This is a genomic window from Epilithonimonas caeni DSM 17710 (assembly GCF_000426465.1).
GTDB lineage: Bacteria > Bacteroidota > Bacteroidia > Flavobacteriales > Weeksellaceae > Epilithonimonas > Epilithonimonas caeni.
Window position 1 is genome coordinate 254,478 of the sequence record NZ_AUFK01000013.1, and the last position, 25,666, is coordinate 280,143.

General features: G+C 36.6%; 23 protein-coding genes. 12 read left to right on the forward strand and 11 right to left on the reverse strand.

All coding sequences use genetic code 11. From position 1 onward, the window contains the following. Positions 1–1,107: a glycosyltransferase gene (locus tag K319_RS0106705; protein ID WP_027382949.1), complete on the forward strand. Its 1,107-nt coding sequence runs from the start codon at positions 1–3 to the stop codon at positions 1,105–1,107. Positions 1,108–1,175: 68 nt separating this feature from the next. Continuing rightward, positions 1,176–1,691 (forward strand): DUF4251 domain-containing protein, encoded by a 516-nt coding sequence (locus tag K319_RS0106710; protein WP_169712654.1) that lies wholly within the window; start codon positions 1,176–1,178, stop codon positions 1,689–1,691. Here K319_RS0106710 and meaB read toward each other — a convergent pair whose 3' ends face one another. Next, on the reverse strand, positions 1,692–2,678 hold the full coding sequence (meaB, locus tag K319_RS0106715) for a methylmalonyl Co-A mutase-associated GTPase MeaB (RefSeq protein WP_027382951.1): 987 nt from the start codon (positions 2,676–2,678) through the stop codon (positions 1,692–1,694). Between the two features lie 80 nt (positions 2,679–2,758). Here meaB and K319_RS0106720 point away from each other — a divergent pair, with 80 nt between their 5' ends. Continuing rightward, positions 2,759–3,049 (forward strand): c-type cytochrome, encoded by a 291-nt coding sequence (locus K319_RS0106720; protein ID WP_027382952.1) that lies wholly within the window; start codon positions 2,759–2,761, stop codon positions 3,047–3,049. Positions 3,050–3,076: 27 nt separating this feature from the next. On the opposite strand, the gene K319_RS0106725 is transcribed toward K319_RS0106720, so the two are convergent. The 4 genes from K319_RS0106725 to scpA all read right to left on the reverse strand — a co-directional run bounded on the left by K319_RS0106725 (position 3,077) and on the right by scpA (position 8,536). Next, positions 3,077–3,604: a tetratricopeptide repeat protein gene (locus K319_RS0106725; protein ID WP_027382953.1), complete on the reverse strand. Its 528-nt coding sequence runs from the start codon at positions 3,602–3,604 to the stop codon at positions 3,077–3,079. After that, positions 3,591–4,289 carry a peptide chain release factor H gene (gene prfH, locus K319_RS0106730; protein WP_027382954.1) on the reverse strand — a complete coding sequence of 233 codons (699 nt, stop codon included), beginning with the start codon at positions 4,287–4,289 and terminating at the stop codon, positions 3,591–3,593. The genes K319_RS0106725 and prfH overlap by 14 nt, the downstream gene beginning before the upstream one ends. 85 nt (positions 4,290–4,374) lie before the next feature. Then, complete coding sequence (locus tag K319_RS0106735) at positions 4,375–5,766, reverse strand: RtcB family protein (protein WP_027382955.1); 1,392 nt, start codon at positions 5,764–5,766, stop codon at positions 4,375–4,377. A 646-nt stretch (positions 5,767–6,412) separates the two neighbouring features. Further along, positions 6,413–8,536: a methylmalonyl-CoA mutase gene (gene scpA / locus K319_RS0106745; protein WP_027382957.1), complete on the reverse strand. Its 2,124-nt coding sequence runs from the start codon at positions 8,534–8,536 to the stop codon at positions 6,413–6,415. Positions 8,537–8,947: 411 nt separating this feature from the next. On the opposite strand from scpA, the gene htpG reads away from it, so the two are divergent. The 5 genes from htpG (at position 8,948) to K319_RS0106770 (ending at position 14,579) form a co-directional block, all read left to right on the forward strand. Then, a complete protein-coding gene (htpG, locus tag K319_RS0106750) occupies positions 8,948–10,837 on the forward strand; it encodes a molecular chaperone HtpG (protein ID WP_027382958.1) in 1,890 nt (629 codons plus the stop codon). Between the two features lie 141 nt (positions 10,838–10,978). After that, positions 10,979–11,515, forward strand: a complete 537-nt coding sequence (locus K319_RS0106755; RefSeq protein ID WP_027382959.1) for a hypothetical protein — start codon at positions 10,979–10,981, stop codon at positions 11,513–11,515. Beyond that, the gene (locus tag K319_RS0106760; protein ID WP_156907063.1) at positions 11,500–12,999 is read left to right on the forward strand and encodes a hypothetical protein; all 1,500 of its coding nucleotides are present in this window, start codon (positions 11,500–11,502) and stop codon (positions 12,997–12,999) included. Before K319_RS0106755 ends, K319_RS0106760 begins: the two co-directional genes overlap by 16 nt. Positions 13,000–13,017: 18 nt before the next feature. Further along, entirely contained in the window at positions 13,018–13,353 is a 336-nt protein-coding gene (locus tag K319_RS0106765; protein WP_027382961.1) for a hypothetical protein, read from the forward strand. A gap of 77 nt (positions 13,354–13,430) precedes the next feature. Further along, positions 13,431–14,579 carry a WG repeat-containing protein gene (locus K319_RS0106770; RefSeq protein ID WP_027382962.1) on the forward strand — a complete coding sequence of 383 codons (1,149 nt, stop codon included), beginning with the start codon at positions 13,431–13,433 and terminating at the stop codon, positions 14,577–14,579. Positions 14,580–14,653: 74 nt separating this feature from the next. Here the strand turns inward: K319_RS0106770 and K319_RS0106775 are convergent, their stop codons facing one another. Further along, positions 14,654–16,774 (reverse strand): carboxy terminal-processing peptidase, encoded by a 2,121-nt coding sequence (locus K319_RS0106775; RefSeq protein WP_027382963.1) that lies wholly within the window; start codon positions 16,772–16,774, stop codon positions 14,654–14,656. Positions 16,775–16,949: 175 nt separating this feature from the next. Between K319_RS0106775 and surE the strand changes: the two genes are divergently transcribed. Beyond that, positions 16,950–17,714: a 5'/3'-nucleotidase SurE gene (gene surE / locus K319_RS0106780; RefSeq protein WP_027382964.1), complete on the forward strand. Its 765-nt coding sequence runs from the start codon at positions 16,950–16,952 to the stop codon at positions 17,712–17,714. Positions 17,715–17,720: 6 nt separating this feature from the next. Next, complete coding sequence (locus tag K319_RS0106785) at positions 17,721–18,290, forward strand: Crp/Fnr family transcriptional regulator (RefSeq protein WP_027382965.1); 570 nt, start codon at positions 17,721–17,723, stop codon at positions 18,288–18,290. 165 nt (positions 18,291–18,455) lie between these two features. Here K319_RS0106785 and K319_RS0106790 read toward each other — a convergent pair whose 3' ends face one another. The 5 genes from K319_RS0106790 to K319_RS0106815 form a co-directional block, all read right to left on the reverse strand. Further along, positions 18,456–18,962 (reverse strand): energy transducer TonB, encoded by a 507-nt coding sequence (locus K319_RS0106790; RefSeq protein ID WP_156907064.1) that lies wholly within the window; start codon positions 18,960–18,962, stop codon positions 18,456–18,458. A 65-nt stretch (positions 18,963–19,027) separates the two neighbouring features. Then, positions 19,028–20,227: a diaminopimelate decarboxylase gene (gene lysA / locus K319_RS0106795; protein WP_027382967.1), complete on the reverse strand. Its 1,200-nt coding sequence runs from the start codon at positions 20,225–20,227 to the stop codon at positions 19,028–19,030. 451 nt (positions 20,228–20,678) lie between these two features. Next, the gene (locus K319_RS0106805; RefSeq protein WP_027382969.1) at positions 20,679–21,905 is read right to left on the reverse strand and encodes a 3'-5' exonuclease; all 1,227 of its coding nucleotides are present in this window, start codon (positions 21,903–21,905) and stop codon (positions 20,679–20,681) included. A 14-nt stretch (positions 21,906–21,919) separates the two neighbouring features. After that, the gene (locus K319_RS19950; protein WP_156907065.1) at positions 21,920–22,570 is read right to left on the reverse strand and encodes a hypothetical protein; all 651 of its coding nucleotides are present in this window, start codon (positions 22,568–22,570) and stop codon (positions 21,920–21,922) included. Positions 22,571–22,583: 13 nt separating this feature from the next. Next, a complete protein-coding gene (locus K319_RS0106815) occupies positions 22,584–24,116 on the reverse strand; it encodes a helicase HerA-like domain-containing protein (protein ID WP_027382970.1) in 1,533 nt (510 codons plus the stop codon). A 99-nt stretch (positions 24,117–24,215) separates the two neighbouring features. Between K319_RS0106815 and K319_RS0106820 the strand changes: the two genes are divergently transcribed. Both K319_RS0106820 and K319_RS0106825 read left to right on the forward strand, forming a co-directional pair. Beyond that, positions 24,216–25,097 (forward strand): bestrophin family protein, encoded by an 882-nt coding sequence (locus K319_RS0106820; protein WP_027382971.1) that lies wholly within the window; start codon positions 24,216–24,218, stop codon positions 25,095–25,097. 2 nt (positions 25,098–25,099) lie between these two features. After that, a complete protein-coding gene (locus tag K319_RS0106825; RefSeq protein WP_027382972.1) occupies positions 25,100–25,639 on the forward strand; it encodes an RNA methyltransferase in 540 nt (179 codons plus the stop codon). Positions 25,640–25,666 lie beyond the last annotated feature (27 nt).

The following is a 25,666-nucleotide window of genomic DNA, read 5'->3' on the forward strand; positions in this document are numbered from 1 at the left end:
ATGAAAGTTGTCGTAAGTGTTTTTAATAATCTGTATACGGATCAACGTGTGGAAAAAGTATGCAAAACACTTTATGATAGTGGATATCAGCCGATTCTTATTGGAAATAATTGGTTGGGGGCGCCAGAAATGGAACGGCCTTATCCTTTTTTCAGGATCCCTTTGAAGTCCAGAACACTCCGGTTAGCTTATATAGAATATCAGAAAAAGTTATATCAGGAAATCAAGAAGAATGCTGACAATAAGACCATTTTATTGGCCAATGATCTGGAAACATTGATGCCAAATTATCTCGTTTCCAAAAAATTGGGAATCCCTTTGGTCTTTGACAGTCATGAGATCTTTACAGAAATGCCCACCATACAAGGCCGTTGGGTAAAACATATTTGGAAGAAGATAGAAAAGACTTTCGTGCCGAAAATCAAAAAAATGATAGCGGCAAGTGAGTCCTATGCTAACTGGTTTTCCAAAGAATATGGAATTAATAAACCCGTTGTTCTAAGGAATTTACCAAGAAAACTCGAGTTCAACGGAACAACAGAAAATTCTACCAAAATCATTCTCTATCAAGGCTGGCTGAACTATTCCCGAGGAATCGATAAAGCCATTCTCGCAATGCAATCGATTGAAAATGCAGAGCTTTGGATTGCCGGCGGAGGACCAATGGAAAAGGAATTCCGGGAAATCGCAAAAAGATCTAAAGTCGAAAATAAAATCAAATTCCTGGGAAAACTTCGTCCTGAAAGACTTCGGGAGATCACACCAAAAGCCGACGTTGGATTGAGCATCGAAGAAAATAACGGTTTAAGCTATTTTTATTCTTTACCAAACAAGATCTCCGATTATATCCAATCCCGAATCCCTGTTGTAGTTTCCGACTTTCCGGAAATGTCAAATATTGTTAAGACTTTTGGCGTTGGTGAAATTATAGAGAATCATTCTCCGGAACATCTTGCGGAAAAAATCAAAATAGTTCTTGGGAAAGGGAAGGCCGCTTACCTTCATAACTTAAATGTGGCCGCTGACGAACTTTGTTGGGAAAATGAAGAAGAAAAGATCCTCAAGATATTCTCGGACTGTAAAAAAGAATTGGAGCACAGCCATTAACCTTTTTATCTTTATCGAATCTAAAGCTTGTACGATTTTTGATTCAATAACTCTCTAAAATAATGAATATGAAAGCTTTTATATTGATGATAGGTTTTGCGCTGATGACAATGAGTTGCGGAAGCCAAATTTATCTTGATCCGGTAACCTTAAATTCCTCGATAGAAAATAAAGAATTTGATTTCAATGCAACGAGGGCGTTTCCAACCAATTATGATGTCATTAATGTTTTGAATTCGATGCCTGGTTCGACTTCCACACGACTTTTGAATCTTGACCCTGGTTATGGATTCAATCTTAAAAAAGATTTGTTCAGTGTTGCTTTGCCGTATTTTGGAAGGGCTTTTAATGTAAATCCTGGTGATGCTACAAAAGGAGGTCTGACCTTTGAATCTAAAGAATTCTCAGTAAAACAATCGACAAGTAAAAAAGGAAATACACTTTTTGTGATCACGCCAACAGACCAAAGGGAAAATTATATTTTCAGTCTGGAGATCTTCAAAAACGGAAGTGCTTTTTTGTCTGTCCAATCCAATAATAGGCAGCCAATCAGTTTTGACGGAAATATTTCTGCTGCGAAATAATTATTTTCCCAATAATTTCTTTACAAAATCACTCGCTTCGGAACTTGGATTAGACAACAGTTCTGAAGCATTTTTTTTATGTTCCATGAAAGAATTTTCCAAAAGATGGTCGTTTTTTGCCCTTTCAAGAATATATTCTCTTACCCAAAATTCAAATCTTTTCTGAGCCTGATTTTTTCTGGTTTCTAGGAAAGTTCCGTTTTTCTTCTTTAATGAGATATAATCCTCGATCTTATTATAAATCTCATCCAATCCTGTTTTCTCCAGAGCTGAGCCAAGAATCACCGGGATTTTCCAGTTTTTCTCTTTCGGAGTGATGAATTGTAAGGCTCTTGTGAGTTCTGTTTTCGTCATTTTAGCCTTAGAAAGATTCTTAGGATTCACTTTATTAATAAAGATCAGATCCGCCATTTCCATTATTCCGCGTTTGATTCCTTGCAATTCGTCGCCAGTCCCGATGACTTTCAGGAAAAGAAAAACGTCGGTAATATCATTCACCAAAGTTTCACTTTGGCCAACGCCAACGGTTTCTATCAGGATATAATCAAAACCTGCCGCTTCGCAGATCAAAAGACTTTCAAAGGTCGTATTCGCAATTCCGCCAAGAAATCCGGAACTTGGACTTGGCCGGATAAATGCATTCTGATCTTTTGCCAATTCCTCCATTCTTGTTTTATCGCCAAGGATACTTCCTTTATTGATAGAAGAACTCGGGTCAATCGCCAGAACGGCTACCTTCTTTCCTTGCTCAATCGCATATTTTCCAAAACTTTCTATAAAAGTCGATTTCCCTGCACCGGGAACGCCCGTAATTCCGATTCGGACAGATTTTCCGGTAAAAGGAAGAATCTCTTTCAGTAATTGATCTGCAATTTCTCGATGTTCAGGTTTCTTACTTTCAATTAAAGTAATGGCTTTTCCCAAGATCCTTTTGTCAGAAGATCTAATTCCATCGATGTAATCCTGAAGGCTGATTGGTTTTGTCATTTGGAATTATTACAAATTAGGATTGGGATAATTTTCGATTCTTATATTTTCTATTTTTGATAAGAATAAAGTCCAAAAATATGAAAAAAACGATATATGCCTTATGTTTTGTAGGCGCAATTATCTACTCGTGCACAACAAAAACAGTTGCAACCTCAACGGTTTCTATCAATACCAGCGCAGAATATGTGACTAAAGGTAAAACCATGTTTGATGCGCGCTGTGGCAAATGCCACGGACTTCCGGAAGCTTCCGATCATACTCCGGAACAATGGAACAAGATCATCGCAAGAATGGCTCCGAAAGCGAAGCTCAATCCGGATGAAACCAATTGGGTCCTGGCTTATGTAACGGTTAATGCGAAGAAATAAAATTGGAATTAAAACAAAAGGAAACCATTAATTGGCTTCCTTTTTCTTGCTTTTTTTGCTTTTTGCTCCTGGTTTCTTCGGCATTTTCTCTTTGATGAATTTTTCCTTGCCCTTCAAAAAGTCCAGCATCTGTTGGTCGTAAGCGAAATTCTTCGCTTCTTTCAAAATTTCCATTGCTTTTTTGAAATCCATTTTTATCTCAAATAGATAAGATTTTTGGATTAAGATTCTGCATTTATCGATTCCTTTTATTTTCAGAGAATATTCGATGAGTTTTTCTGCTTCGTCCAAATCCTCATTATCCAAAAGACATTTGATGTAATATCTTGGCGTGTTAAGGTTTGTAATGTCGCACTGCATCGCTTCCTCAAAATAGAGTTTTGCTTTTTCATAATCGTTGAGCATTTCGCTATAGATTCTTCCCATCAGACAAAGACTGTCTGAATCTTCCGGGTCGTAAGACAAGGCATAATTCAATGCTTCCAGACTTTCTGGCAAGCTGTAAGGATAATTATCCAAAGCTTCGAAATAATATTTACTTTTAGTTAAGGTCATTTCCGTAGTTTTTTAATTCATTTTTCAGTTGATTTCTTTCTTTTTTAAAAGATTTTTCCTGATGATTCTTTTTAAAATCTGTTCCCGAAAAAGTTCGGACCGGGTTTCCTCTCTGAACATTCAGATGATTGTTCCATGTTTCCTGCATTTGTTTTTGAAGCTGGATGATATTCTGTTCCAAAACTTTTTCTTTCAGCCTTTCAACCGAAAGTTTTTTATTTTCTAACTGCGAGCGGGAATCCTGCACGAATACACTTTGTCCAGTTTTCAAATACGTTGCACGAACTGCGGTTTCAACTTTGTTCACGTTTTGTCCGCCACTTCCCTGACTTCTCGTTGTCTGAAACCGGATATCTTTTTCATTAAAATTAATTTTCTCCAAACCTTCCAGTTCGAAAATCCCGATAAACCAATTGCTTCTCTTATGCAGTTTTCTGAATGTACTTTTCCCAATCCAAAGAATACTTCCAAGCCAGCTTTTAAGAAATTCATTGATTTCTTTTCCTTTTAAAAGAAGAGTCACAGATTTCAAGGTCAGGTTTTCATCGCCATTTTCACGGTAGATAATTTCGTAATCGATTTTATTTTGTTTTGCTTCCTCAAGGAAAGCCTTCAGAACTTTGGCAACGACCCATTGACATTCCAAAGGTCCTCTTCCCGAGGTGATTTGTATTATTTTGTCCATTGTTTTTTGTTTGTTGATGGTTGTCGGTTGATAGTCGTTGGCAGAAAGATTTCTATCAACTAACAACCATCAACTTTCAACCAAATTATTTATCCATTCTCACAATTCGTGGTTGGAAAGTTCCAAGAATATCGACCAGTTCACTTTGTGCGTTCATCACTTCATTGATGTCTTTGTACGCCATCGGTGCTTCTTCGGCATTGCCTCCTATCAATGTGACATTCTTCAATTTTAATTCTTTTTTGATGTCATTTTGAGTGAACAGGCTTCTGCATTCTCCTCTTGAAAAAGCTCTTCCGGCGCCGTGTGAAGCCGAGTTCAACGAATCCGGATTTCCTTTTCCACGAACGATAAAACCTTTTGCCGTCATAGAACCGGGAATCATTCCCAATTCATTTTCCTTGGCAGGAGTTGCCCCTTTTCTGTGAACGATCACTTCTTTTCCGTTGTGGATTTCTTTCCATGCGAAGTTGTGATGGTTTTCGATTCTGGCTTTTACTCTTCCTCCGACAGCTTTTACCAATCTTCTGTGAATGTCGTCGTGACAAGCCGAAGCGTAATCTCCGGCCAAATTCATCGCTGTCCAATATTCTAAACCGAGATGCGTGTTCAAATCTAGCCAAGCGAAGTTTTGTGCTTCTTTTGGCAACGGGCATTGTTCTGTCGCCACTCTCGAATAATACTGAGCGATTTCTGCTCCCAATCCACGAGAACCGCTGTGTGAAAGAATCCCTAGGTATTTTCCTTTTGGAAGATTGATTTGTTCGTCTTCTTCCGTGATTTCCACTTCTCCGAATTCCACAAAGTGATTTCCACCGCCGGAACTTCCCATTTGCTTGATGGCTTTTCCCTTTAATCTTCTCAAAATCGGAATCAAATCGAACGTATCTCTGTCGAAAATTTCGTGGTCGATGTGGGATTTGTGCGTTTCGTACATTCCAAATTTGGTGTGTTCTGCAAGCGCTTTTTCATATTTATCTCTCGCCCCGTCAAGATATGAAACAGGAGTATCCAAAATACTAAGTGACATCCTGCAACCGATATCCATCCCGACTCCATAAGGAATCACAGCATTTTCAACTGCTAGAACTCCACCAATTGGAAGTCCGTAACCGCTGTGCGCATCAGGCATTAAAGCTCCCTGCACCGAAATTGGAAGTTTCAACGCGGTGTACAGTTGGTTTTTTGCTTCATCTGAAATATTGTTTCCGAAAATATTGAAAGTTGCTCGGTTGGTGTTGAGCATTCTTTTTTCTGTTTTCTTTGATGAAAGCAAAGCTTCTGCAATTTGTCCGAAGGTTAAATCTTTTTCAAATTCTTCCGGTGCTTGCAGGATTTCCTTTAAAAGAGATTTTACGTGGTGAATATTTTTGGTTGCAAAATTCCTTTTCATGACTTCCAAAGCGATGTTGACGCTCTGATTATTTGGATAACCTAATTTTAATATATCTTTTCCTTTAAGTTTTAAATTTCCCATTGTTTTTAAATAAGATGTTATGAATTTGAATATCCAGTTTCAAGCTCAATGCAGATTTAAACGCAAAGTCCGCAAAGTTTTTTTGGACAACTATCTGCTTTAAGGTTCGCAAAGGCGTAAAACTCAGCAAAGCTTAGCCATTTTGATTACGGATATTCAATTAAATATTAGACACGAGATTTATATATTCTTGCATCGAATATTTCTCAACTAATATTTTAGTTGAGTAGTTTTTTGTCACAATGTTTTTATGACAAATGTTGATTGGGAGACGAAACCCCTAGCCCCGATTGCAGTGGAAATCCTTTTTTGCTTGGGCTTCGAGAGCCTCAGCCTGACAAAACGTCTGGCAAAAAAGATTGCAACGGAAAGCGGGATTAAGCTCCTAATAAAAATTGATTTCGGGGAAACTGTTTTGAGTTTGAAATATTGCGCAATAAAAAACCCGAAAATCTTACGACTTCGGGTTTTGATATTTCATTGTACTGTTATTCTAAGAGTGTACCAAACCACGAAGCCTCGCCTTTGCAAAAGGCAATCCTACAGATGTATGTTGATTGTATTTGAACATTGCTTCGTTGTTTTTTTGTTGGTTGAACTTGATTTTCAGATGCAAATATAGAAATAAAATTTAATTACAAATTTTTTAAGCTAAAAATTTTTCCAAAATCTCCACTGCACATTTCGGTAAATTAGTTCCCGGACCGAAAATAAAATCTGCACCATTGGCATATAAAAATTCATAATCCTGTTGCGGAATTACACCACCAACAACGATGGTAATATCATCTGCTCCTAGTTTTTTCAGCTCCTCAACAACTTGCGGAACCAAAGTTTTGTGACCAGCAGCCAAAGAAGAAACGCCTAAAATATGAATATCATTTTCTACTGCTTGTTTCGCAACCTCTTCTGGCGTTTGGAACAATGGAGCAACATCTACATCGAATCCCATATCTGCAAAAGCCGTTGCAACTACTTTTGCACCGCGGTCATGGCCGTCCTGTCCCATTTTAGCAACCATAATTCTTGGTCGTCTTCCTTCTGCATCTTCAAATTTCTGACTTAAGGCAACGGCTTTTTCGAAATATTCATTTTTTCCTGCATTCATAGCATAAACTCCTGATATGGTTCTGATATTGGCTTTATAACGTCCGAAGCTTTCTTCCATCGCATCGCTCATTTCGCCAAGTGTTACTCTTCTGTGGGCTGCTTCTATACAAAGTTCGAGAAGATTTCCATTGCCTGTTTTCGCACAATCTCGAATTTTATTTAATATTTGGCTCACCGCCTCGGTGTTACGTTCGGCTTTTATTTTTTCCAGTCGTTCGATTTGTTTTCGGCGGACTTCTGTATTATCGATGTCGAGAATATCGATGTCGGTTTGTTTTAGATTGGATTTGAAGGAATTAACACCGATGATAAATTCTTCTCCACTATCTATTTTCGCTTGTTTTCTCGCGGCAGCTTCCTCGATTCTCATTTTCGGGATTCCGGCTTCGATAGCTTTGGTCATTCCGCCTTCTTTTTCGACCTCATCAATGTATTTCATAGCTTCGTCAATCATCTGCTGGGTTAATGATTCGACTAAATGACTTCCACCCATCGGGTCAACCACGTCGCAGATTCCGCTTTCCTGTTGAAGAATGATTTGGGTATTTCTTGCAATTTTTGCAGAATAATCGGTTGGTAAAGCGATTGCCTCGTCCAAAGCATTCGTATGTAAAGACTGTGTTCCGCCTAAAGCCGAAGACAATGCTTCAATAGCAGTTCTTGTGATATTATTGAAAGGTTCTTGTTCTGTCAAACTCCATCCGGATGTTTGGGAATGCGTTCTTAAAGCTAATGATTTTTGATTCTGTGGATTGAACTGTGTCAAAAGATTGGCCCAAATATAACGCGCAGCACGCATTTTGGCGATTTCCATAAAATGGTTCATTCCGATAGCCCAGAAAAAAGAAAGTCTCGGAGCAAAATCATCAACGTTCATTCCGGCTTTGATTCCGGTTCTGACATATTCCAGACCGTCTGCTAAAGTGTAAGCCATTTCCAAAACCGGCGTTGCTCCGGCTTCCTGCATATGATAACCGGAAATCGAAATCGAGTTGAATTTCGGGATGTTTTTAGAAGTATATTCAAAAATATCGGCGATGATTTTCATTGATGGTGTCGGTGGATAGATGTAGGTATTCCTAACCATAAATTCTTTCAGAATATCATTTTGAATCGTCCCAGAAAGTTTGTCCTGGGAAACGCCTTGCTCTTCTGCAGCCACAATATAGAAAGATAAGATCGGTAAAACAGCGCCGTTCATTGTCATAGAAACCGAAATCTCATCCAATGGAATCTGGTCAAACAAAATCTTCATATCCTCAACCGAATCAATCGCAACGCCTGCTTTTCCAACATCGCCAACGACTCTTGCGTGGTCGGAATCGTAACCTCTATGCGTTGCCAAATCAAAAGCTACTGAAAGTCCTTTTTGTCCGGCTGCCAAGTTTCTTCTATAAAATGCATTGGATTCTTCGGCTGTGGAAAATCCTGCATACTGACGGATGGTCCAAGGTTTCTGAACGTACATCGTGGAATACGGACCTCGAAGAAAAGGCGCAATGCCTGCCGAGCCATTCAAAATGCTTTCGTTTTTTACATCTTCTGCAGAATATTTTGATTTAAGTTCCAACCCGTCTTTTTCAAAAGTGTAATTTTCTGAATTCGAATTGAATTCAATATTTTGAAAATCAGGGTTTTGGTTTTTTATTTTGTGGCGCATCTTGCTTTTGTCTTGATGAAAGTAAATGTAAGGATTTTTGAAAATGTGATAAACCACAAAAGACAGAAAAGTTTTTGTAATAATTATAGCAATGAATTTTAAACACAAAGACACGAAAGGTTTTTGTGCAATTCTATGCTTTTAAGGCGCAAAGATTTGACTTCGTCAAATTTTTTGTTATAAACTTTTGTAATTTTTGAACTCAAAGCACGCAAAGATTTTTTGAATTAGTCAAATGCTTTAAGATACAAAAGGCGTAAGACTTAGCAAGGAACGCAGAGATTAAAAATTGCATTCTGTAATAACTTGTGTTCTTTGTGGTTTAGTCAAGCGACAATTTGTCATAAATTTTTGGATGGTCTTTTTTTTGAGATTTGACTTTCAAATTTTAAAATAAAAAATAATATAAATATGTCAACAGGAAGTATTAATGTGTCTGTGGAAAATATTTTTCCGCTGATCAAAAAGTTTCTTTACAGCGACCACGAGATTTTTTTGCGTGAGTTGATTTCTAATGCGACGGATGCGACCACGAAACTAAAACATCTCACCACGATTGGCGAGGCGAAGGTGGAATATGGCAATCCTATCATCGAAGTGAAAATTGATAAAGATGCGAAAACGCTGACCATCAAAGACCATGGAATCGGGATGACTGGTGAAGAGGTTGAGAAATATATCAATCAGGTGGCTTTTTCCGGTGCTGAGGAATTTCTGGAAAAATATAAAGATTCTGCTAAAGATGCCGGTATTATAGGGCATTTTGGTCTTGGATTTTATTCGGCGTTTATGGTGGCGGAGAAAGTGGAAATCTTGACTAAATCTTACAAGGAAGATTCGAAAGCTGTTCGCTGGGTTTGTGACGGAAGTCCGGAATATACGCTTGAAGAAACGGAAAAATCTGGCAGAGGAACGGAAATTATTCTTTATATCGCAGATGATTCTACGGAGTTTTTGGAGGAATTCAGAATCCGTGAGCTTTTGACAAAGTATAATAAATTCAATCAGATTCCAATTAAATTTGGGACTAAAACTGAAACTTTGCCTTTGCCGGAAGGTGCTGCTGAAGATGCGAAACCGGAAACAATTGAAGTTGATAATATCATCAATAATACCAACCCGGCCTGGACAAAATCACCGTCTGAACTGGAGGATGAGGATTACAACAATTTCTACCGAGAATTGTATCCGATGCAGTTTGAAGACCCGTTGTTTCACATCCATCTGAATGTGGATTATCCGTTCAACTTGACGGGAGTTTTGTTCTTCCCGAAACTAGGAAACAATCTTAATATCGAGAAAGATAAAATACAATTGTATCAAAATCAGGTTTTTGTGACAGATGAGGTGAAGGGCATTCTTCCTGATTTCCTGATGTTGTTGAGAGGTGTGATTGATTCACCGGACATTCCGCTGAACGTTTCCCGTTCTTATTTGCAGGCTGACGGCGCGGTGAAGAAAATCTCTTCTTACATCACGAAAAAAGTGGCGGACAAAATGGTTTCATTGATAAATGACAACCGTGAAGATTATGAAAAGAAATGGAATGATATCAAAATCGTTATCGAGTACGGAATGATTTCTGAGGACAAATTCTTTGAAAAATCTGACAAGTTTGCGCTTTATCCAACTACGGACGGAACATATTATCTTTGGAACGATTTGATTGAGAAAATCAAACCAACTCAAACGGATAAAGATGGAAAGACCGTGATTCTTTATGCTAGCAATGCCGATGAGCAACACAGCTATATCGAATCTGCGAAAGAAAAAGATTATGAAGTTCTATTGTTGGATTCTCCGATTGTTCCGCACCTCATCCAGAAATTGGAAGCTTCCAAAGAGAATGTTTCTTTTGCGAGAGTGGATGCAGACCATATCAATAATTTAATCAAAAAAGACGAGCCTAAGATTTCTAAACTAAATGATTCGGATAAAGAGACTTTGAAAAAAGACATCGAGGAATCGATTAATGACAAGAAATTTACCGTTCAGTTGGAGGATTTGGATTCTACGGATGCGCCGTTTACATTGACTCAGCCGGAGTTTTTCAGAAGGATGAAAGATATGCAGGCTACTGGCGGTGGCGGAATGTTTGCAATGGGCGGTTTCCCGGAGATGTATAATCTGGTGGTGAATTCTAACTCTGATTTCGCAGGAGAATTATTGAAAAAAGACAATGCTGATGAGAAAAAAGCAATGATCAATCAGGCTTTGGATTTGGCAAAATTGTCTCAGAATCTTTTGAAAGGAAAAGAGCTGACGGATTTTATCAAACGTAGTTTTGAGAGCTTGAAGTAAAACATAGCTATTAATGACAAAGAAAAAAGGAACTCAAATTTGAGTTCCTTTTTTTATGCCAAATATTAAAATATAATACGTCAAGTTCTGTCGTTACCCGCATCTACATTTGGCTCATGATAATTTTAAAAACCAAAGATTATGATGCAAAGATTAGATTATGTACTGAGCAGAAATCTCAATAGTCCATTTGGCAAACAAGATGCCTTTTTTGAAACTTTTGTTATTCCTCCAGAAGATTTTGACACCATTCCTGAAACAAATGAGATTGAAAGAATAAAATACACTTTTGTTTTATGCAAAAGTGGGGTTGAAGTTTTTGATAAATATGAAAAAGAAGAGCCTGCTCCCAATGAGTTTAAAGTTTTTTATGAAGAAGATTCTCCTGACAAAAGTAATTTTTTCGGAACGGCTTGTCGCGTAAAAATGAGCAAAGAAGCGCGAGATTTTTTCATAAGAATTTCCGGTAAAAATCAAGTAGTTAATTTTCGTGGAATTATTTATGATTATCTGAATCTGAATGGTTTCAATGAATTTGTAAAAAATCTTGCAAAAGACAGAAATCTTAATTACACATTACTGAAAGGTGCCATCTATCTGGAAATTGCAGAACAAAGCGAAATCAATAAGGTTACAAAAAAATATTTTCTGCAAACAATCAATTGGCAGACTGGTTGAAAGGTGGAATTGAAGCGATTGAAAAATGGAAATTCACAGATGAAAACTATGATTACGAAAAACATTTTTTGAATATCCGTAATTCCAATCCTGTAAATCCTAGCGGCTATCAGCCTTATACCTACAAGCCTATTTTGCCTATTCCTGCTTTTATGACCTATTCGGATAGTATTACAGGTAACAACAGACAGAATATTGTAGATAAAGGATTGAGTAAACTTTCCGGATTTGTAGAATCTTTTGAAGAAATATCTACCGCTGTTGTTTACAATATTGTAAGGGCAACTCCTGATATTACAGATGATATTTTCTTTGCTATCGTTTATTATGTAAAGAATCTTATTGAAGATTATATGCCGGAAAGCATTAAGAAGGTTTACGGTAAGCTGAATACACTTTTCAAACAGGTTCTGAGTTCTGTAAAACAGATGACTAACTTCATCAAAGAAAAGATTGGAATCGAACTTGCCAAAATGAATGCCTTTCTGTGTGGTGTCATCAATGGGCTCATCTCATTGGGGCAAACTATTATTGTGCTTCTGACAATGGTGGTAGAAAATGTTCCATTCTTGGAAGATGAAAAGACAAGTCTTTTAGAATTAGCAAAACATCAGGAAAAATTAGAATTTATAGAGGATTTTGTGGATTTGTTTGCAGAAAATTCTACAAGAATCCTGGAAGGAATTACTTCTCTTTTTTCCGATAATAAAATTTGGAAAGGCGTTTCCGAATTTCTCTCCGGACTGAAAAAGAAATTCCTAAGCCTGAACGAATATTTTTGGGCATATTTTCTGGGAGTCGTTGTATTTGAACTAATATTGGACGCTGTAATTGCTTATTTTACGGGAGGTAGTTCTTTGGTCGCCGAGCTATCTGCGAAAATTAGCCGAGTAACCAAACAGGCGGAACAGCTTGGTGCAAAAGGCCTTAATCTTTCTAAAAATCTTGGCAAGAAAGTCGCAACAACTGCGGATGATTTGCTCAAATGGCTGAGAAAAGAGTTTGAAGAATTAGTAGAAGCTATTAAAGGCGGAGAATTTTCTAAGTATCTAAAGAATAAATTTTCTAAATTGCTGGGAGAAAGTGTTATCAAATTAGAGCAATATGAAGTTAGGATTTTAGTAAGGAAAGCAACACAAAATGGGAGTTCTAAAAAGGTTATGTTGGGAAAATATATTAGAGAACCTTTAGAAGAATCTTATAATTATAGAGCTGGAAAAGACCATACTTTTTTTGAAATGAAAGGAGATTTATGGGAAGAAGTTGTTTTAAAAACAAATAATGACAAAGAAGAAATATGGAAAATAAATAAAGAGTTTATAGACCAACAAGCAAAAGCAAATAAAGAGTTTTTTTTAAGTCACGACCCTTATAATCCAGATTTCTATGACGGATTTTATAAAAAAGAAATAGACTATTTGACAATAGATTTAAAACATTCTATTGAAAAAATACAAGAAAACCTTTGGCGAATAAAAAAATAACAAAAAAAAAATCAGAAAATGGAAATGGATAACAGATGGATAGCAGACTACAATAAAGCTGCTGATATAATTAAGTCAGAAATGAAAGATAAGCTTTCTAAATTTGAATTATTAGAAGAAAACTTACAAGAGAAAACATATTATTATTATTTGGTTTATAAATATCAAGATATTGTTATAAAATTAGGCGGAGACCAAGGTTATGTAATGCTTAATTTAAAAATTAATGGCATTACTGCTGATTTATATAGACAGGAAAAGGGATTTGATGAACTAGAGGTTGCTAGCGAAAATAATTTTATCATTGCTGTAGGATTATTAAAAGAATATCTTGAAAAGAATAAATTAATTTAAGTTTTGGAACCGTTCAAGAAATTGAGCGGTTTTCTTTTCAAGTTTTATGATTATGTTTGTAATAAATAAAAACCCAAATGAAACCTATTCTTTTAATTTTCCTATTAACCACATTCAAATTATTTTCTCAAAATTCAAAGAAGAATGAATTACTTATTCCTTACAGAGATGGAAATCTTTGGGGACTTTGTGATACTTTAGGTATAGTAAAAGCGAAACCTTTTATCTCTGGCTTAGAAAAATTTGCAGTTGACTCTGATTTTATGGGAAAATATGTGATTAAGAAGAAAAACAAAATTTCTATAATTAATCAATATAAAAAAACATTACTTCCTGAAACTGATTTAGACTCTTTAGAATTATCAAATTTCTCAAACAACATTTTAGTCTATAAAAGCAATAAAGTTGGATTACTAAGAGACTTTAAAAACTTTATTCCAATTGAATATGATAATATATTCCCAACATTAAACCAAAGTTATACGGTAAGAAAAGATGGTAAAGTTGGTCTAATAAATAATAATGGTAAGTTAGTAATTCCGATTCTATATTCTCAGATAGGGCGTCCAAGAAAAGAAAATGATGACAAAAATAAATTTGACTGGGTTGCTTTTTTTGATGACAGTAAAATTGACAACTATGTGGATGAGAAAATTTTAGGAGATAAGAAAGTAATTCAAGGATATACTGTTTACGAAAGCGAAGAAAATCAAGAGAAAATTAATGAAAAATATGAAAAACGTAAAAGAGAATATAATAGAATTGAAAGTAAATATGGAAAAATAGTTAGCTTTTCAGATGGTTATGCCATAATAAAAAACGAAAAAAAATACGTTGTTTATGTAACCAAGAATGACGGAATTGTATTAGAAAATGATGATATTATAGAGGATTTTTATTCTAATTATGGCAAAAAAACTTTTTTAGTGAGAAATAATAACAAATTTGGTTTGATTGATGAGACCGGTAAAGTCTTATTAGATTCCATTTACGATAAAATAAAATATCAATTCGGTGGGATTTGTTTTATCGAAAAAGATAATAAAAAAGGATTATTTATTCTTAATTCTACTTACAAACAAGTTGAACCAAAGTATAAAAAAATAGAAATCTTAGAATCAATTCCCGTTAAAGAACGCTGGCAATTTGGAATATTCGAAGTAACAACTATGAATGATAAAAAAGGATTTCTTGGCGAAAATGGTGTGGAATATTTTAAAAATTAATTTTTCAGAAAATCCATTTTAAAATAAGCCATAGATACTAAAGAAAAAGGAACTCAATTTGAGTTCCTTTTTTGTTATTTAATTTTCGAAAGTACATCTACCGTTTCTTCCAGATAGAAATCCCGTTCAAGATTTTTTCTCCAGTTTTCTGTTTTCTTGGCAAATGCTTCATCTTTTTTGATACGTTCTGCTTCGTCCGGATGAATGGTAAATTTCAATCCATTATTGAATTTATCCAGACCTTTGAACTTATCGATTTGAGCTTTACGCGTTTTCATCAGCTCATTGAATTTGGTTTGATTCAGAGTGATTGTCTCTTCTTTATCCAAAGCTTCTTTCCACTCTGCAGATTCTTGCAACATCTTATAATTGTTGTTATCAGCAAGTTGCTTGTCTAGTTCTGCCTGCAATTGAGGAATATTAAGTCCTGTCAATTTCTTATAAGAAGTCGTTTCGATCTTATCCCAAGGCAATGCGAACTGGTCAAATCGTTCTCCAACGTCAGAATAAGAGAAGAAATCTTTCATTTTAAGGTCAGATTCCACACCTTTTCTTTGAGTCGATTCTCCCGTGATTCTGTAAAATTTCTGGATAGTCAATTTCAAAGCTCCGAAATCATCATTAGTATTCAGGAATCTATTAAGCTCCACAAAAGTCTGAACGGTTCCTTTCCCGAATGAACTTGGCGAACCAATAACCGCTGCTCTTCCATAATCTTGGAAAGCTCCTGCAAGAATCTCAGAAGCCGAAGCCGACAATTCGTTTTGCATTACTACAAGCGGACCTGTCCAGATTGGCTCATTAGATTTATTGCTCAAAGTCTGAACTTTTCCACGACTATCTTTTACCTGAACATAAGGGCCAGCGTTCATAAACAATCCCATAATGTCACCAACTTCTGTCAAAGAACCTCCGCCATTGCTTCTAAGATCAAGAATGATTCCTTCAACATTTTCTTTCTTAAGCTTGATTAATTCGGCTTTGATATCGTCAGATGCGTTTCTTCCTTTCGGGTCTTCAAAATCTACGTTGAAGCTTGGAAGATAAATGAATCCATATTTTTTTCCGTTTTTAGCAGTTACAGCAATACTTCTTGCAAAAGTATCTTCAATAGCCACTTCTTCACGAATCATCGTTACTTCTTTTATGGTCTTATCTTTTTTCTCAACAGTCAAAGTTACCGGTGTTCCTTTTTCACCTCGGATCAATCGAACTGCTTCATCAGACAGCATCCCGACAACGTTTACCGGTTCTTCGTTCGGTTTTGATTTCACTTTAAGGATTTTATCGCCGGAAGTCAGTTGTTTTGATTTCCAAGCTGGCGCACCGATTGTCAATTCTCCAAGATACAAGTAACCTCTTTTTTCTTGGATCAAAGCTCCGATGCCAATCACTTTTCCGGTGAATTGCATATCGAATTCTTCTTTATTTTTCGGAGAGAAATAATTGGTGTGCGGGTCAAAAACTTCGGTATAAGCATTCATATAAACTGTGAACCAGTCCATTTTCTTTCTCTTCTTGAATCTTCTGAAAGAATCTGTGATCAAATCTTTAACTTCTGCAGTCGCTTTTTCACGCTTCTTTTCCATAGAAAGTGGCGTGTATTTTATCGTGTCAGGAAGTTTGTTGTTTACAACTGAATCTTTCTTCTTTTTCTGAGCTTCTTCTTTGCTTGTCAATGTTTCAATTTCTTGAAGAATGTTATACTTGATGTATTTCTTCCATTCTTCACGCTGTTGTTTGGCATCAACTGGATTCACTCTTTTCTTTGGTTCGATTGTCAGAACATCATCCTCGTCCAAATTGATTGGTTTTGAGAGGATGTCCTGAGTCATTTTATCGATCTCATCAACACGCTGATAAAGACGGTCAATGGTCAATTTATAAAAAATCAGATTTCCATTGTTTAGGTAATCATCCAGTTTGGTGTAATGTTTTTTGAACTCATCCATATCGGACTGTAGAAAATATCTTTTGGAAGCATCTACACTTTCAAAATATTTCTCATAAACATCCTGAGAATAAGCATCGTTAATGGGTTTCGGACTGTAATGAAGATACGAAAGTGTATTTTTTACGCTGACCATTATGGTCTGCATTTTTTCATCATCATTTTGTGGGGAGTTGAAACAGAACATCAGCGTCATAAGTGGCGCAAACATCAATAGTTTCTTGAACTTGATTTTTTTGAACATATATTTATAAATCTGTACTTGGATTAGTATTTTTTTTCTTTTGAAAGTTACGAGTGTATTCAAAAACGAAACCAAATTTAACACCTTATTTTAATTAAAGTATTATAAATTGGTTATTTTTGAGAGAATTTTGAAAAACTCGCAAAAAAGCGGAAAAAATCTAAAAGAAAAATTTATGAACAGACCATTAATATTGGTAACCAATGACGACGGAATTACTGCACCCGGCATCAGAAAATTAATCAGCATAGTCAATGAAATTGGAGACGTCATTGTAGTGGCGCCCAACTCTCCGCAAAGTGGAAAAGGCCACGCCATCACCATCAATTCTACTTTAAGTTTTGAAGAACTAAATCTTGATGGGCCTCAGAGGGATTTTTCCTGCTCCGGAACGCCTGTTGACTGTGTGAAGATGGCTTTAGATAAAATCCTTCCGAGAAAACCGGACCTGGTAGTTTCGGGAATCAATCATGGTGCAAATTCTTCCATCAATGTCATTTATTCAGGAACCATGAGTGCTGCGGTGGAAGCCGGCGTAGAAGGTCTGCAAGCCATTGGGTTCTCTCTTTCTGATTTGAAATGGGAAGCCGATTTTGACCAGGCAGAAGATTTTATCAAAGATATTATTCTGAAAACTTTGGAAAACCCCATGCCAAAAGGCGTTGTTCTAAACGTCAATATTCCGAAATTGAACAAAGAAGAAATCAAAGGCATCAAAGTTTGTAAACAAGCCAATGCAAAATGGGAAGAAAGCTTCGATGAAAGAACGAATCCACATGGCAGAAAATATTACTGGTTGACCGGTTACTTCAATAATATGGATGAGTCTGAAGATGCAGATGAAACCGCTTTGTCCGATGGTTTTATCAGCATTGTTCCTGTGAAATTCGATCTGACTGCTTACGAATATATGAATGAACTTAATTCTATCTATAAATAAAAATGAATGGAGTTTATAAGACAATATTTGCTTTCTAAAAACATTCCTCTTGATGAAAAACATTGGGAGGAATTTACAAAGGTCAATATCCGAACAGAGTTTAAAAAAAAGGATATTATTTTGAAAGTTGGGGAAGTAGAAAATTATTTGTCGTTTGTAGAAAAAGGGACTGCGAGACTTTTCTTCGAAAAAGAAAATAAGGATTTGACAATCAGATTTGTTTTTAATTATCAGTATCTGACAGCCTATGATTCTTTCACTCAGCGGACACCTTCCAGATGCAATGTCGAGGCATTGACCGATATGGTGGTTTGGAGAGTGCATTATGATGATCTGCAGGAACTTTACAGAACACATACTGTGGGCAATCTTATCGGCAGATTGACGGTTGAGGCTCTTTATATAGAAAAATTGAACAGAGAGTTTTCTTTTCTAAGCGATACCGCAGAGGAGAGATACCTGAAATTGATGAAAGAGCAACCTGGTCTTTTCAAAATGATTCCGCTCAAACATATTGCCTCTTATATGGGTATAACACCACAGGCACTCAGCAGAATAAGGAGAAGGATTTCTTAACCGAGGTTCATTTTATCTGAAATAAATAATGCCTAGATTTGCAAGGATCAATTTTCAGATTGAAAAATCCGAATGAGGAAGAAAAAAGCATTTAGAGAAATCCGAATGCTTTTTTAGTTAAAAATAAAGAAGCCGGTATATTTATATAACGGCTTCTTGTATTTATTAATTAAAAGCATTATCGTAAGTCATCGATGAAAAATCGATTTTCAAGATTGCTTTCGAATCAACGGGATTTCCATTGCATTTTGCAGGAACCCAGGTTTTGTTAACCTTGGTTGCAGCGTCTTTCAAATCTCTAAGGAAAGGCTCGCTGTTCGCTACTTTTGGTCCCGCTTCAACTTTGGAAAGAACACCGTCTTTAGTGATATCCAATTTTACAAAGAACAATCCGTTGACAGTATAGCTATTCCAATTCACGTTTTGCTGCAATTTTTCCTTCAGTTCCTTGATGTATGCATCTGTACCTCCGGGATATCTCAGGCTTTTGAATTGTGAAGGGTTACAAGAGCTGTCCTTTATCTGATAGATGCCACGAATATTGTAAGTTACAGAGCTGGAAGACGCATCCATCATAGGGATATCAATGTTCATAGATTCTTCAACGTCATTATTCTGAGCGAAAGCCAATGAACTGATTAGCAAGCCCAATGAAAATAGTAATGATTTCATAGTATTTGATTTATATAATTTTTAGAAAGAAATTTTATGCCAAAACTGTTCTGATTAACAATAATTTATAAAACTTCTATCTGATTTTTTAATAAATCTTCAAATTCGTCTCTCTTTCTGATAAGATGTGCCTTTCCATCCAAAAACATCACTTCTGCAGGTTTCAATCTGGAATTGAAATTCGAACTCATTTCAAAACCGTAAGCGCCTGCATTTCTGAAAACGATGATGTCGCCTTCTCTCACTTCATTGATTTTTCTGTCCCACGCAAAAGTGTCTGTCTCGCAGATATTCCCGACAACGGTGTAGATTCTTTCCGGACCTTTCGGATTCGAAAGATTTTCGATAATGTGATAAGAATCGTAGAACATCGGGCGGATCAAGTGATTGAATCCGGAGTTAACACCCACAAAAACTGTTGCAGTTGTTTGTTTGATAACATTTGATTTTACAAGGAAATGTCCACTTTTACTTACCAAAAATTTTCCCGGCTCAAACCAAAGCTGGAATTTTTTCCCGGAAGTTTCCTCATGCTTTTTAATTGCAGCATTCACTTTTTTCCCAAGAGATTTTACATCAGTTTCGATGTCGCCATCCTGATAAGGAACTTTGAAACCGCTTCCCATATCCAGATATTTCAGATTGGGAAAATGTTCCGCCAGTTCGAACATAATGTCAAGACCCTGAAGGAAAACATCCGGGTCTTTGATCTCGCTTCCCGTGTGCATATGAAGACCTTCTACATTTAAGTTGGTCGATTTCATAACACGCTCGATATGACGAAGCTGGTGTATGGAAATCCCGAATTTGGAATCGATGTGCCCGGTTGAGATTTTATAATTTCCACCGGCAAAGATATGTGGATTGATTCTCACAAAAATCGGATAAGAACCCCCGAATTTATTTCCAAATTGTTCCAGAATCGAAATATTATCGATATTGATATGAACATTCAGGGACATCGCTTCCTCGATTTCTGCAAGGTCCACGCAGTTTGGTGTGAAAAGAATCCTGTCGTTTGTGAAACCGGCTTTCAAGCCCAATTTCACTTCGTTTATAGAAACGCAATCCAGGGAAGCACCTAACTTTTCGACGTATTTCAGGATGTTGATATTGGTCAAAGCTTTGGCTGCGTAGAAAAATCTGGTATTCTTCGAGAAAGAAGAGGTCAGTTTTTCATATTGTTCGCGTATCGAATTAACGTCATACACATAAACGGGTGTCCCGAATTCTTTTGCTACATTGAGCAAGTCCTGATTTGTCATAAGTTAGATTTTTAAAATAAAAAGGCAGATTCTTATAAAAAGAGTCTGCCGCAATAGATATCTTATGCACGCAACTCTTTATACATTCCAAACCTTAGAGAACCTTACAGCTCCCTTTTTTCCGATTTTGTTTTGCTTAAATATTTGCATTGCTTTGTTAAAAAATTTTTGCAAAATTAGATTTTATCTGTAAATCCTGCAATGTTTTGGATTGGTTTTTATTTTGGCAGCTATTTTCCGCCTGTAGTTATGCTAAGTTTGTCAAAGGGCTTCCAATCTTTTTTGCAGAAAGTTTTCAGATTAAAATAGACTTGCAGAATAAGCAAAAAAGATTCCCGCTCAAGTCGGGCTGCAGTTTTGCAAAAAGAAGATTAACAATTAACCACAATCTTTGAGATTCCTACGGAATGACAAAGATTGATTTCACTTTGAAAAACTTTTGTGCCTAAAATTATTTTTCCGGAAGCGGAGAAACCTCAAACTCATTCCTCAAAAGTGCCAATTGCAAATCATTATGCAAATCTTGAGTAAATCTGGGAACAGGCAACATTAGCTTTTTGATTTTGTCCAAAGACTGGATCTGATGAAATAATTCGTAAAACCCGAATCCGATTAATTTTCCTTTTTCTAACACCAAAAAAGATTTTTCGCCCAACGTTCGTCCGGAAGAAGACCAGATCTCATTTCTTTTTTTGATATTGATTTTCTGAGTGAATTCAATCAAATCTTTCAGCTCATCTTTGGACTTGATGTAATTGATGGCTTTTAAGCCTTGTGTAAAACTCTTGAATCTCAACAGCGGTTTTTCTTCCTGTGTTTTTCTGATTTTTTCAAGGATGAATTTATTCTTCCTGTAAAACAAACCGAACGTCATGGGCTGTCTTTTCTGGATGCCTTTGTTCTGCATCATCAGTTTTGCGATGAGGTCGGTTCCTGTCAGTTCGTAAGAGATCTTTTCGGTCTCGTCCTGCAGTTTTTTGTATTTGGCTTTATCAGAATCGAAGATTTTCTTAGCGGATTTGTAAAGGTCATCTACAACGTCAGAATAGATGATTTTCCCCTCACTATTTTGGAAATACAGGATTCCTCGCTCGTTGGGGAGGTCTTCGGTAAGAAGCTGTACTTTGTTGATATAATTCTTTGCGTGATTCTCTTCCTGTTGTGACTGGATTATTTCGTTGTTATTGTCTTTGATTATCAGTAATTTAAATAAGTCTAAAGTCGCTCTGGCATCACCACTTGCACGATGCGCTTCGCTCAAAGGAATGCCGATGGACTTGCAAAGTTTGCTCAAGGAATAACTTTTCTCATCAGGGATCAACTTTTTAGCTAAGGGAATCGTATCTAAAGTGTTGATTTTGAATTCGTAACCAAGTCGTTTGAACGATTGGCGAAGCATTCTGTAGTCGAAGTCGATATTATGTCCAACCAAAGTCGAATCCTGTGTGATTTCAACCACGCGTTTTGCGATCTCGTGAAATTTCGGAGCTGTCAAAACCATTTTTGAGGTAATTCCGGTCAGCTTTTGTACAAAGCTGGAAATCTCATCCTCGGGATTAACGAGCGAGATAAATTGGTCTGTAATCTCGTGACCATCAAAACGATAGATGGCGATTTCTATAATGCTTTCCTTGCGGAAAGGCGCTCCGTTACTTTCTATGTCTATTACTGAGTACATCTACATTGTTCCTTCTACAAAGTTAATAAACTTGAGAAACTTCCTTCCTCAAACATTTTGTTGTTGATGAGTTCTATTTTCTTTATAGAACCAACAGGAACAATTGTAACAATTTTACTTCCCTTTTCAACGTAAAAGAAATAAGTGCTGTTGGAATCGATAAGATAAATATCTTTCTGATTGCCAGAATCATCTGTGATTCTGTGTTTGATTTTCAAGTTGTTATTTTTGATTTTATCTTTTACACTAATTCCGGTTCCGACACCACCTCCAAGGAAGAAAGAAGCAATCATAAAAGCTACTGAAAAATAAACTTGTTTTTTGATATGAAGTTTCAAATCCTGCTCTGTCGCATTAGGATTTTTTTTATAAAAAGACCAGTAAAGCATTGATTTTTGAACCCAGGTTTTATGGCTGTTCCTTGCAAGAAAATTATTATACAAAATGATTCCCAAAACAAGAATAATTACTGTCGCTAAAATGATTGGCTGTGAAGTCAATTCTGCAATCGGACTTATCAAAATATCCATTATCGAAGAATATTTCAAAAAATTAACTCCTAACATATAGAAAAAAACGCCGTCTCTTAATATTCCTAAAATAATTAAGTATAGATAGCCAAGAGGTAAAAGAGTTTGGAGTTTCTCAATAAGCTTATAGTCCATTAAATAGTTTTTATTATCTTCTTTTTTTCATGCTGAACATTCCCAAAATAAATTTTGCACCTTCTCTCGCCAAGGTGTTCAGAAAAGTTTTTCCGGCTCGGCTTTCGATGACCTGTTCAAACATTCCCGGTTCTTCTTTGGGTTGTGCGGTCCTTCCTCTTGTTGGCGGGGGAATTACGGTTTGAGTATGTTCTTCTATTCTTTGATTCAGGATCTCATAAGCACTTTCTTTGTCGATTGTCTGCTCGTATTTTCTGACCAAAGAAGAGTTGCTGGTCAAATCATCGATCTCTGAAGAGGTCAAAATATCCATTCGGCTTTCCGGAGAAATCAAATAAGTTTGAACCAAAGGCGTTGGGATTCCTTTCTCATCCAGAGCGGTTACAAAAGCTTCTCCAATTCCAAGATTTTGGATGAGCTCATTAGCTTTATAAAATTCGGTGATTGGGTAATTTTCAACCGCTTTATCAATTTCTTTTCTGTCTTTCGCCGTGAAACCTCTTAAGGCGTGCTGGATTTTCAAACCAAGCTGGCTCAATATATTTTCCGGAACATCGCCCGGGATTTGGGTAATGAAATAAATCCCGATTCCCTTGGAACGAATCAATTTCACCATCGTTTCGATTTGAGAAAGCAAGGCTTTTGAGGCCTCGTTGAAAATCAAATGTGCTTCATCGATGAACAGGACCAGTTTTGGCCTTCCGCTGTCGCCTTCCTCGGGAAAGGTCATATAGATCTCAGCAAATAATGAAAGCATAAATGTTGAAAATAGATTTGGCTTATTCTGAATGTCATCCACTCGGAAAATATTGACAACGCCTTTCCCATCCCTGGTTTTTAACAGATCTTCGACATCAAAACTTGGTTCCCCAAAGAAAGTAGAAGCACCCTGTTGTTCCATTGCGACAATACTTCTGAGGATCGCTCCCAAAGATGCAGGCGCAATCGAACCGTAATTATCAGCCAATTCTTTCTTGCCAATCGGGTTGTCGGTCACATATTGCAGCACTTTTTTCAGATCCTGCAAATCCACCAAAGGCAGAGCTTTGTCATCACAATATTTGAAAACGATCGACATGATGCTTTGCTGCGTGTCATTCAGCCCAAGGATCTTACTCAACAAGATCGGTCCGAATTCCAAAACTGTCGCTCTTAGTTTCACACCTTTTGCTCCCGAGATCGTCATCAATTCTACAGGGAAACTCTGCGGCGAATATGGCAGTTGGGTTTTAGAATATCGGTCTTTGATATTCTCATTTTCTATCCCAGCTTCAGCAATTCCAGAAAGGTCACCTTTGATGTCCATTACTAAAGTAGGGATTCCCGCATGAGACAATTGCTCCACGAAGACCTGAAGTGTTTTGGTTTTTCCGGTTCCGGTTGCTCCGGCAATTAATCCGTGTCTGTTAACGGTTTTCAAAGGAATCGAAACGTTGACTTCCGTTACAACTTCGCCATCAAGCATTCCTTTCCCCAGGATGATATGTTCGCCTTTCGGGTTATATTTTGCATTGAGGTCGGTGATAAATTTCTCTTTATTGGACATCGATTGGTTTTTTAAAAGCTTAAATTTAGAAATATTTCGTTGAAATCAATCCGAAAATTAAAATTTCTAACACTTATCTTTGCATTAAGATTTTTGTCTATGCGCGCTTACAACACAAAAAATTTCCTGAAAATCCTTATCAGTCTTCACAAGTCTGATACTTTAAGCATTCTTTTTCCCACAATGCTGCTTGTAGGAGTTTATTCTTACGGGATCTATTATTTGGAGGTGGAACATCTGCATTTGAATTCTAAATCGTCTGTAATTAACGTTGGGATGATTCATTCCCTACTGGGGTTTGTTTTGTCCTTGTTGTTGGTTTTCAGGACCAATACAGCTTATGATAGATGGTGGGAAGGTCGCAAACTTTGGGGAAAACTCGTTAATGACAGCAGAAATTTTATGATTAAGGTGAGTAGTATCTTGGATGATAAAGATGTTAAATCCAAAACTCAGATCGCACGTTACCTTAAGTTTTTTCCTCATTTGCTTGCAACCCATCTTTCCAAAGAGTCTACAAGATTGGTCCTGGATGAGGATTTTACAGATTTGAAAAAAGAATTGAAACATCATGCTCCGGCGGAATTGATTTTCTTGTTGACCAAAAAATTGTATCAGCTTAAAAAGGAGAATAAAATATCGGATACGGAAATGTTGTTTCTGGATGCTCAGCTTTCCGGTTTTATGGATGTTTGTGGTGGATGCGAAAGAATTAAAAATACTCCTATTCCTTATTCTTATTCATCTTTCATCAAGAAATTTATTGTTTTCTATGTCTTAGCACTTCCAATTGCGAATGTCGTGAATCTTGGATTTTTTATGATCCCGATTACCATGTTTGTCTATTATGTTCTGATGAGTCTGGAACTGATCGCGGAAGAAATAGAGGACCCATTTAATAATGATGAGAATGATATCCCGATGGAATCTATCGCACAAAATATCGAGAGAAATATTGATCTAATTTTAAATAAAGCCTGATTTTGACAAAGAAACTGAAACTAGAAGAACTCGGAAGGATCGATGTAGAAACTTTCAAGAAAACGGTAAAGATCCCGTTAGTTGTCATTCTCGACAGTGTGAGAAGTATGCACAATGTCGGTGCAGTCTTCCGAACTGCGGATGCTTTTTTGGTGGAGAAAATTGTTCTTTGCGGAATCACGCCTCAACCGCCTCATCGGGAAATTCACAAGGCTGCGCTTGGCGCAACGGAAAGTGTGGATTGGATCTTTGAAGAGAATATCAATACAGCCATCGATAATCTCAAGAAGGATAATTTCAATATTATCGGAATCGAGCAAACTTCAACAAGTCAGTTGATCTCTGATTTTGAAATTGATCCTGAAAAAAAATATGCCTTGATTCTCGGAAATGAAGTAGATGGAATCTCTGATGAAGCTTTAAATAATATCGATACTTTCCTGGAAATTCCTCAGCTTGGAACCAAACATTCGCTTAATGTAAGTGTCTGTGGCGGAATAGTGATTTGGGAGTTTGCGAAAAATCTTGGAATTAAAAAATAAAAAACTGCAAACACAATGAAGTGCTGC

Coding starts and splice junctions, on each gene's coding strand:
- K319_RS0106705 (WP_027382949.1), top strand. CDS start 1: ATGAAAGTTGTCGTAAGTGTTTTTAATAATCTGTATACGGATCAACGT.
- K319_RS0106710 (WP_169712654.1), top strand. CDS start 1,176: ATGAAAGCTTTTATATTGATGATAGGTTTTGCGCTGATGACAATGAGT.
- meaB (WP_027382951.1), bottom strand. CDS start 2,678: ATGACAAAACCAATCAGCCTTCAGGATTACATCGATGGAATTAGATCT.
- K319_RS0106720 (WP_027382952.1), top strand. CDS start 2,759: ATGAAAAAAACGATATATGCCTTATGTTTTGTAGGCGCAATTATCTAC.
- K319_RS0106725 (WP_027382953.1), bottom strand. CDS start 3,604: ATGACCTTAACTAAAAGTAAATATTATTTCGAAGCTTTGGATAATTAT.
- prfH (WP_027382954.1), bottom strand. CDS start 4,289: ATGGACAAAATAATACAAATCACCTCGGGAAGAGGACCTTTGGAATGT.
- K319_RS0106735 (WP_027382955.1), bottom strand. CDS start 5,766: ATGGGAAATTTAAAACTTAAAGGAAAAGATATATTAAAATTAGGTTAT.
- scpA (WP_027382957.1), bottom strand. CDS start 8,536: ATGCGCCACAAAATAAAAAACCAAAACCCTGATTTTCAAAATATTGAA.
- htpG (WP_027382958.1), top strand. CDS start 8,948: ATGTCAACAGGAAGTATTAATGTGTCTGTGGAAAATATTTTTCCGCTG.
- K319_RS0106755 (WP_027382959.1), top strand. CDS start 10,979: ATGATGCAAAGATTAGATTATGTACTGAGCAGAAATCTCAATAGTCCA.
- K319_RS0106765 (WP_027382961.1), top strand. CDS start 13,018: ATGGAAATGGATAACAGATGGATAGCAGACTACAATAAAGCTGCTGAT.
- K319_RS0106770 (WP_027382962.1), top strand. CDS start 13,431: ATGAAACCTATTCTTTTAATTTTCCTATTAACCACATTCAAATTATTT.
- K319_RS0106775 (WP_027382963.1), bottom strand. CDS start 16,774: ATGTTCAAAAAAATCAAGTTCAAGAAACTATTGATGTTTGCGCCACTT.
- surE (WP_027382964.1), top strand. CDS start 16,950: ATGAACAGACCATTAATATTGGTAACCAATGACGACGGAATTACTGCA.
- K319_RS0106785 (WP_027382965.1), top strand. CDS start 17,721: ATGGAGTTTATAAGACAATATTTGCTTTCTAAAAACATTCCTCTTGAT.
- K319_RS0106790 (WP_156907064.1), bottom strand. CDS start 18,962: ATGAAATCATTACTATTTTCATTGGGCTTGCTAATCAGTTCATTGGCT.
- lysA (WP_027382967.1), bottom strand. CDS start 20,227: ATGACAAATCAGGACTTGCTCAATGTAGCAAAAGAATTCGGGACACCC.
- K319_RS0106805 (WP_027382969.1), bottom strand. CDS start 21,905: ATGTACTCAGTAATAGACATAGAAAGTAACGGAGCGCCTTTCCGCAAG.
- K319_RS19950 (WP_156907065.1), bottom strand. CDS start 22,570: ATGGACTATAAGCTTATTGAGAAACTCCAAACTCTTTTACCTCTTGGC.
- K319_RS0106815 (WP_027382970.1), bottom strand. CDS start 24,116: ATGTCCAATAAAGAGAAATTTATCACCGACCTCAATGCAAAATATAAC.
- K319_RS0106820 (WP_027382971.1), top strand. CDS start 24,216: ATGCGCGCTTACAACACAAAAAATTTCCTGAAAATCCTTATCAGTCTT.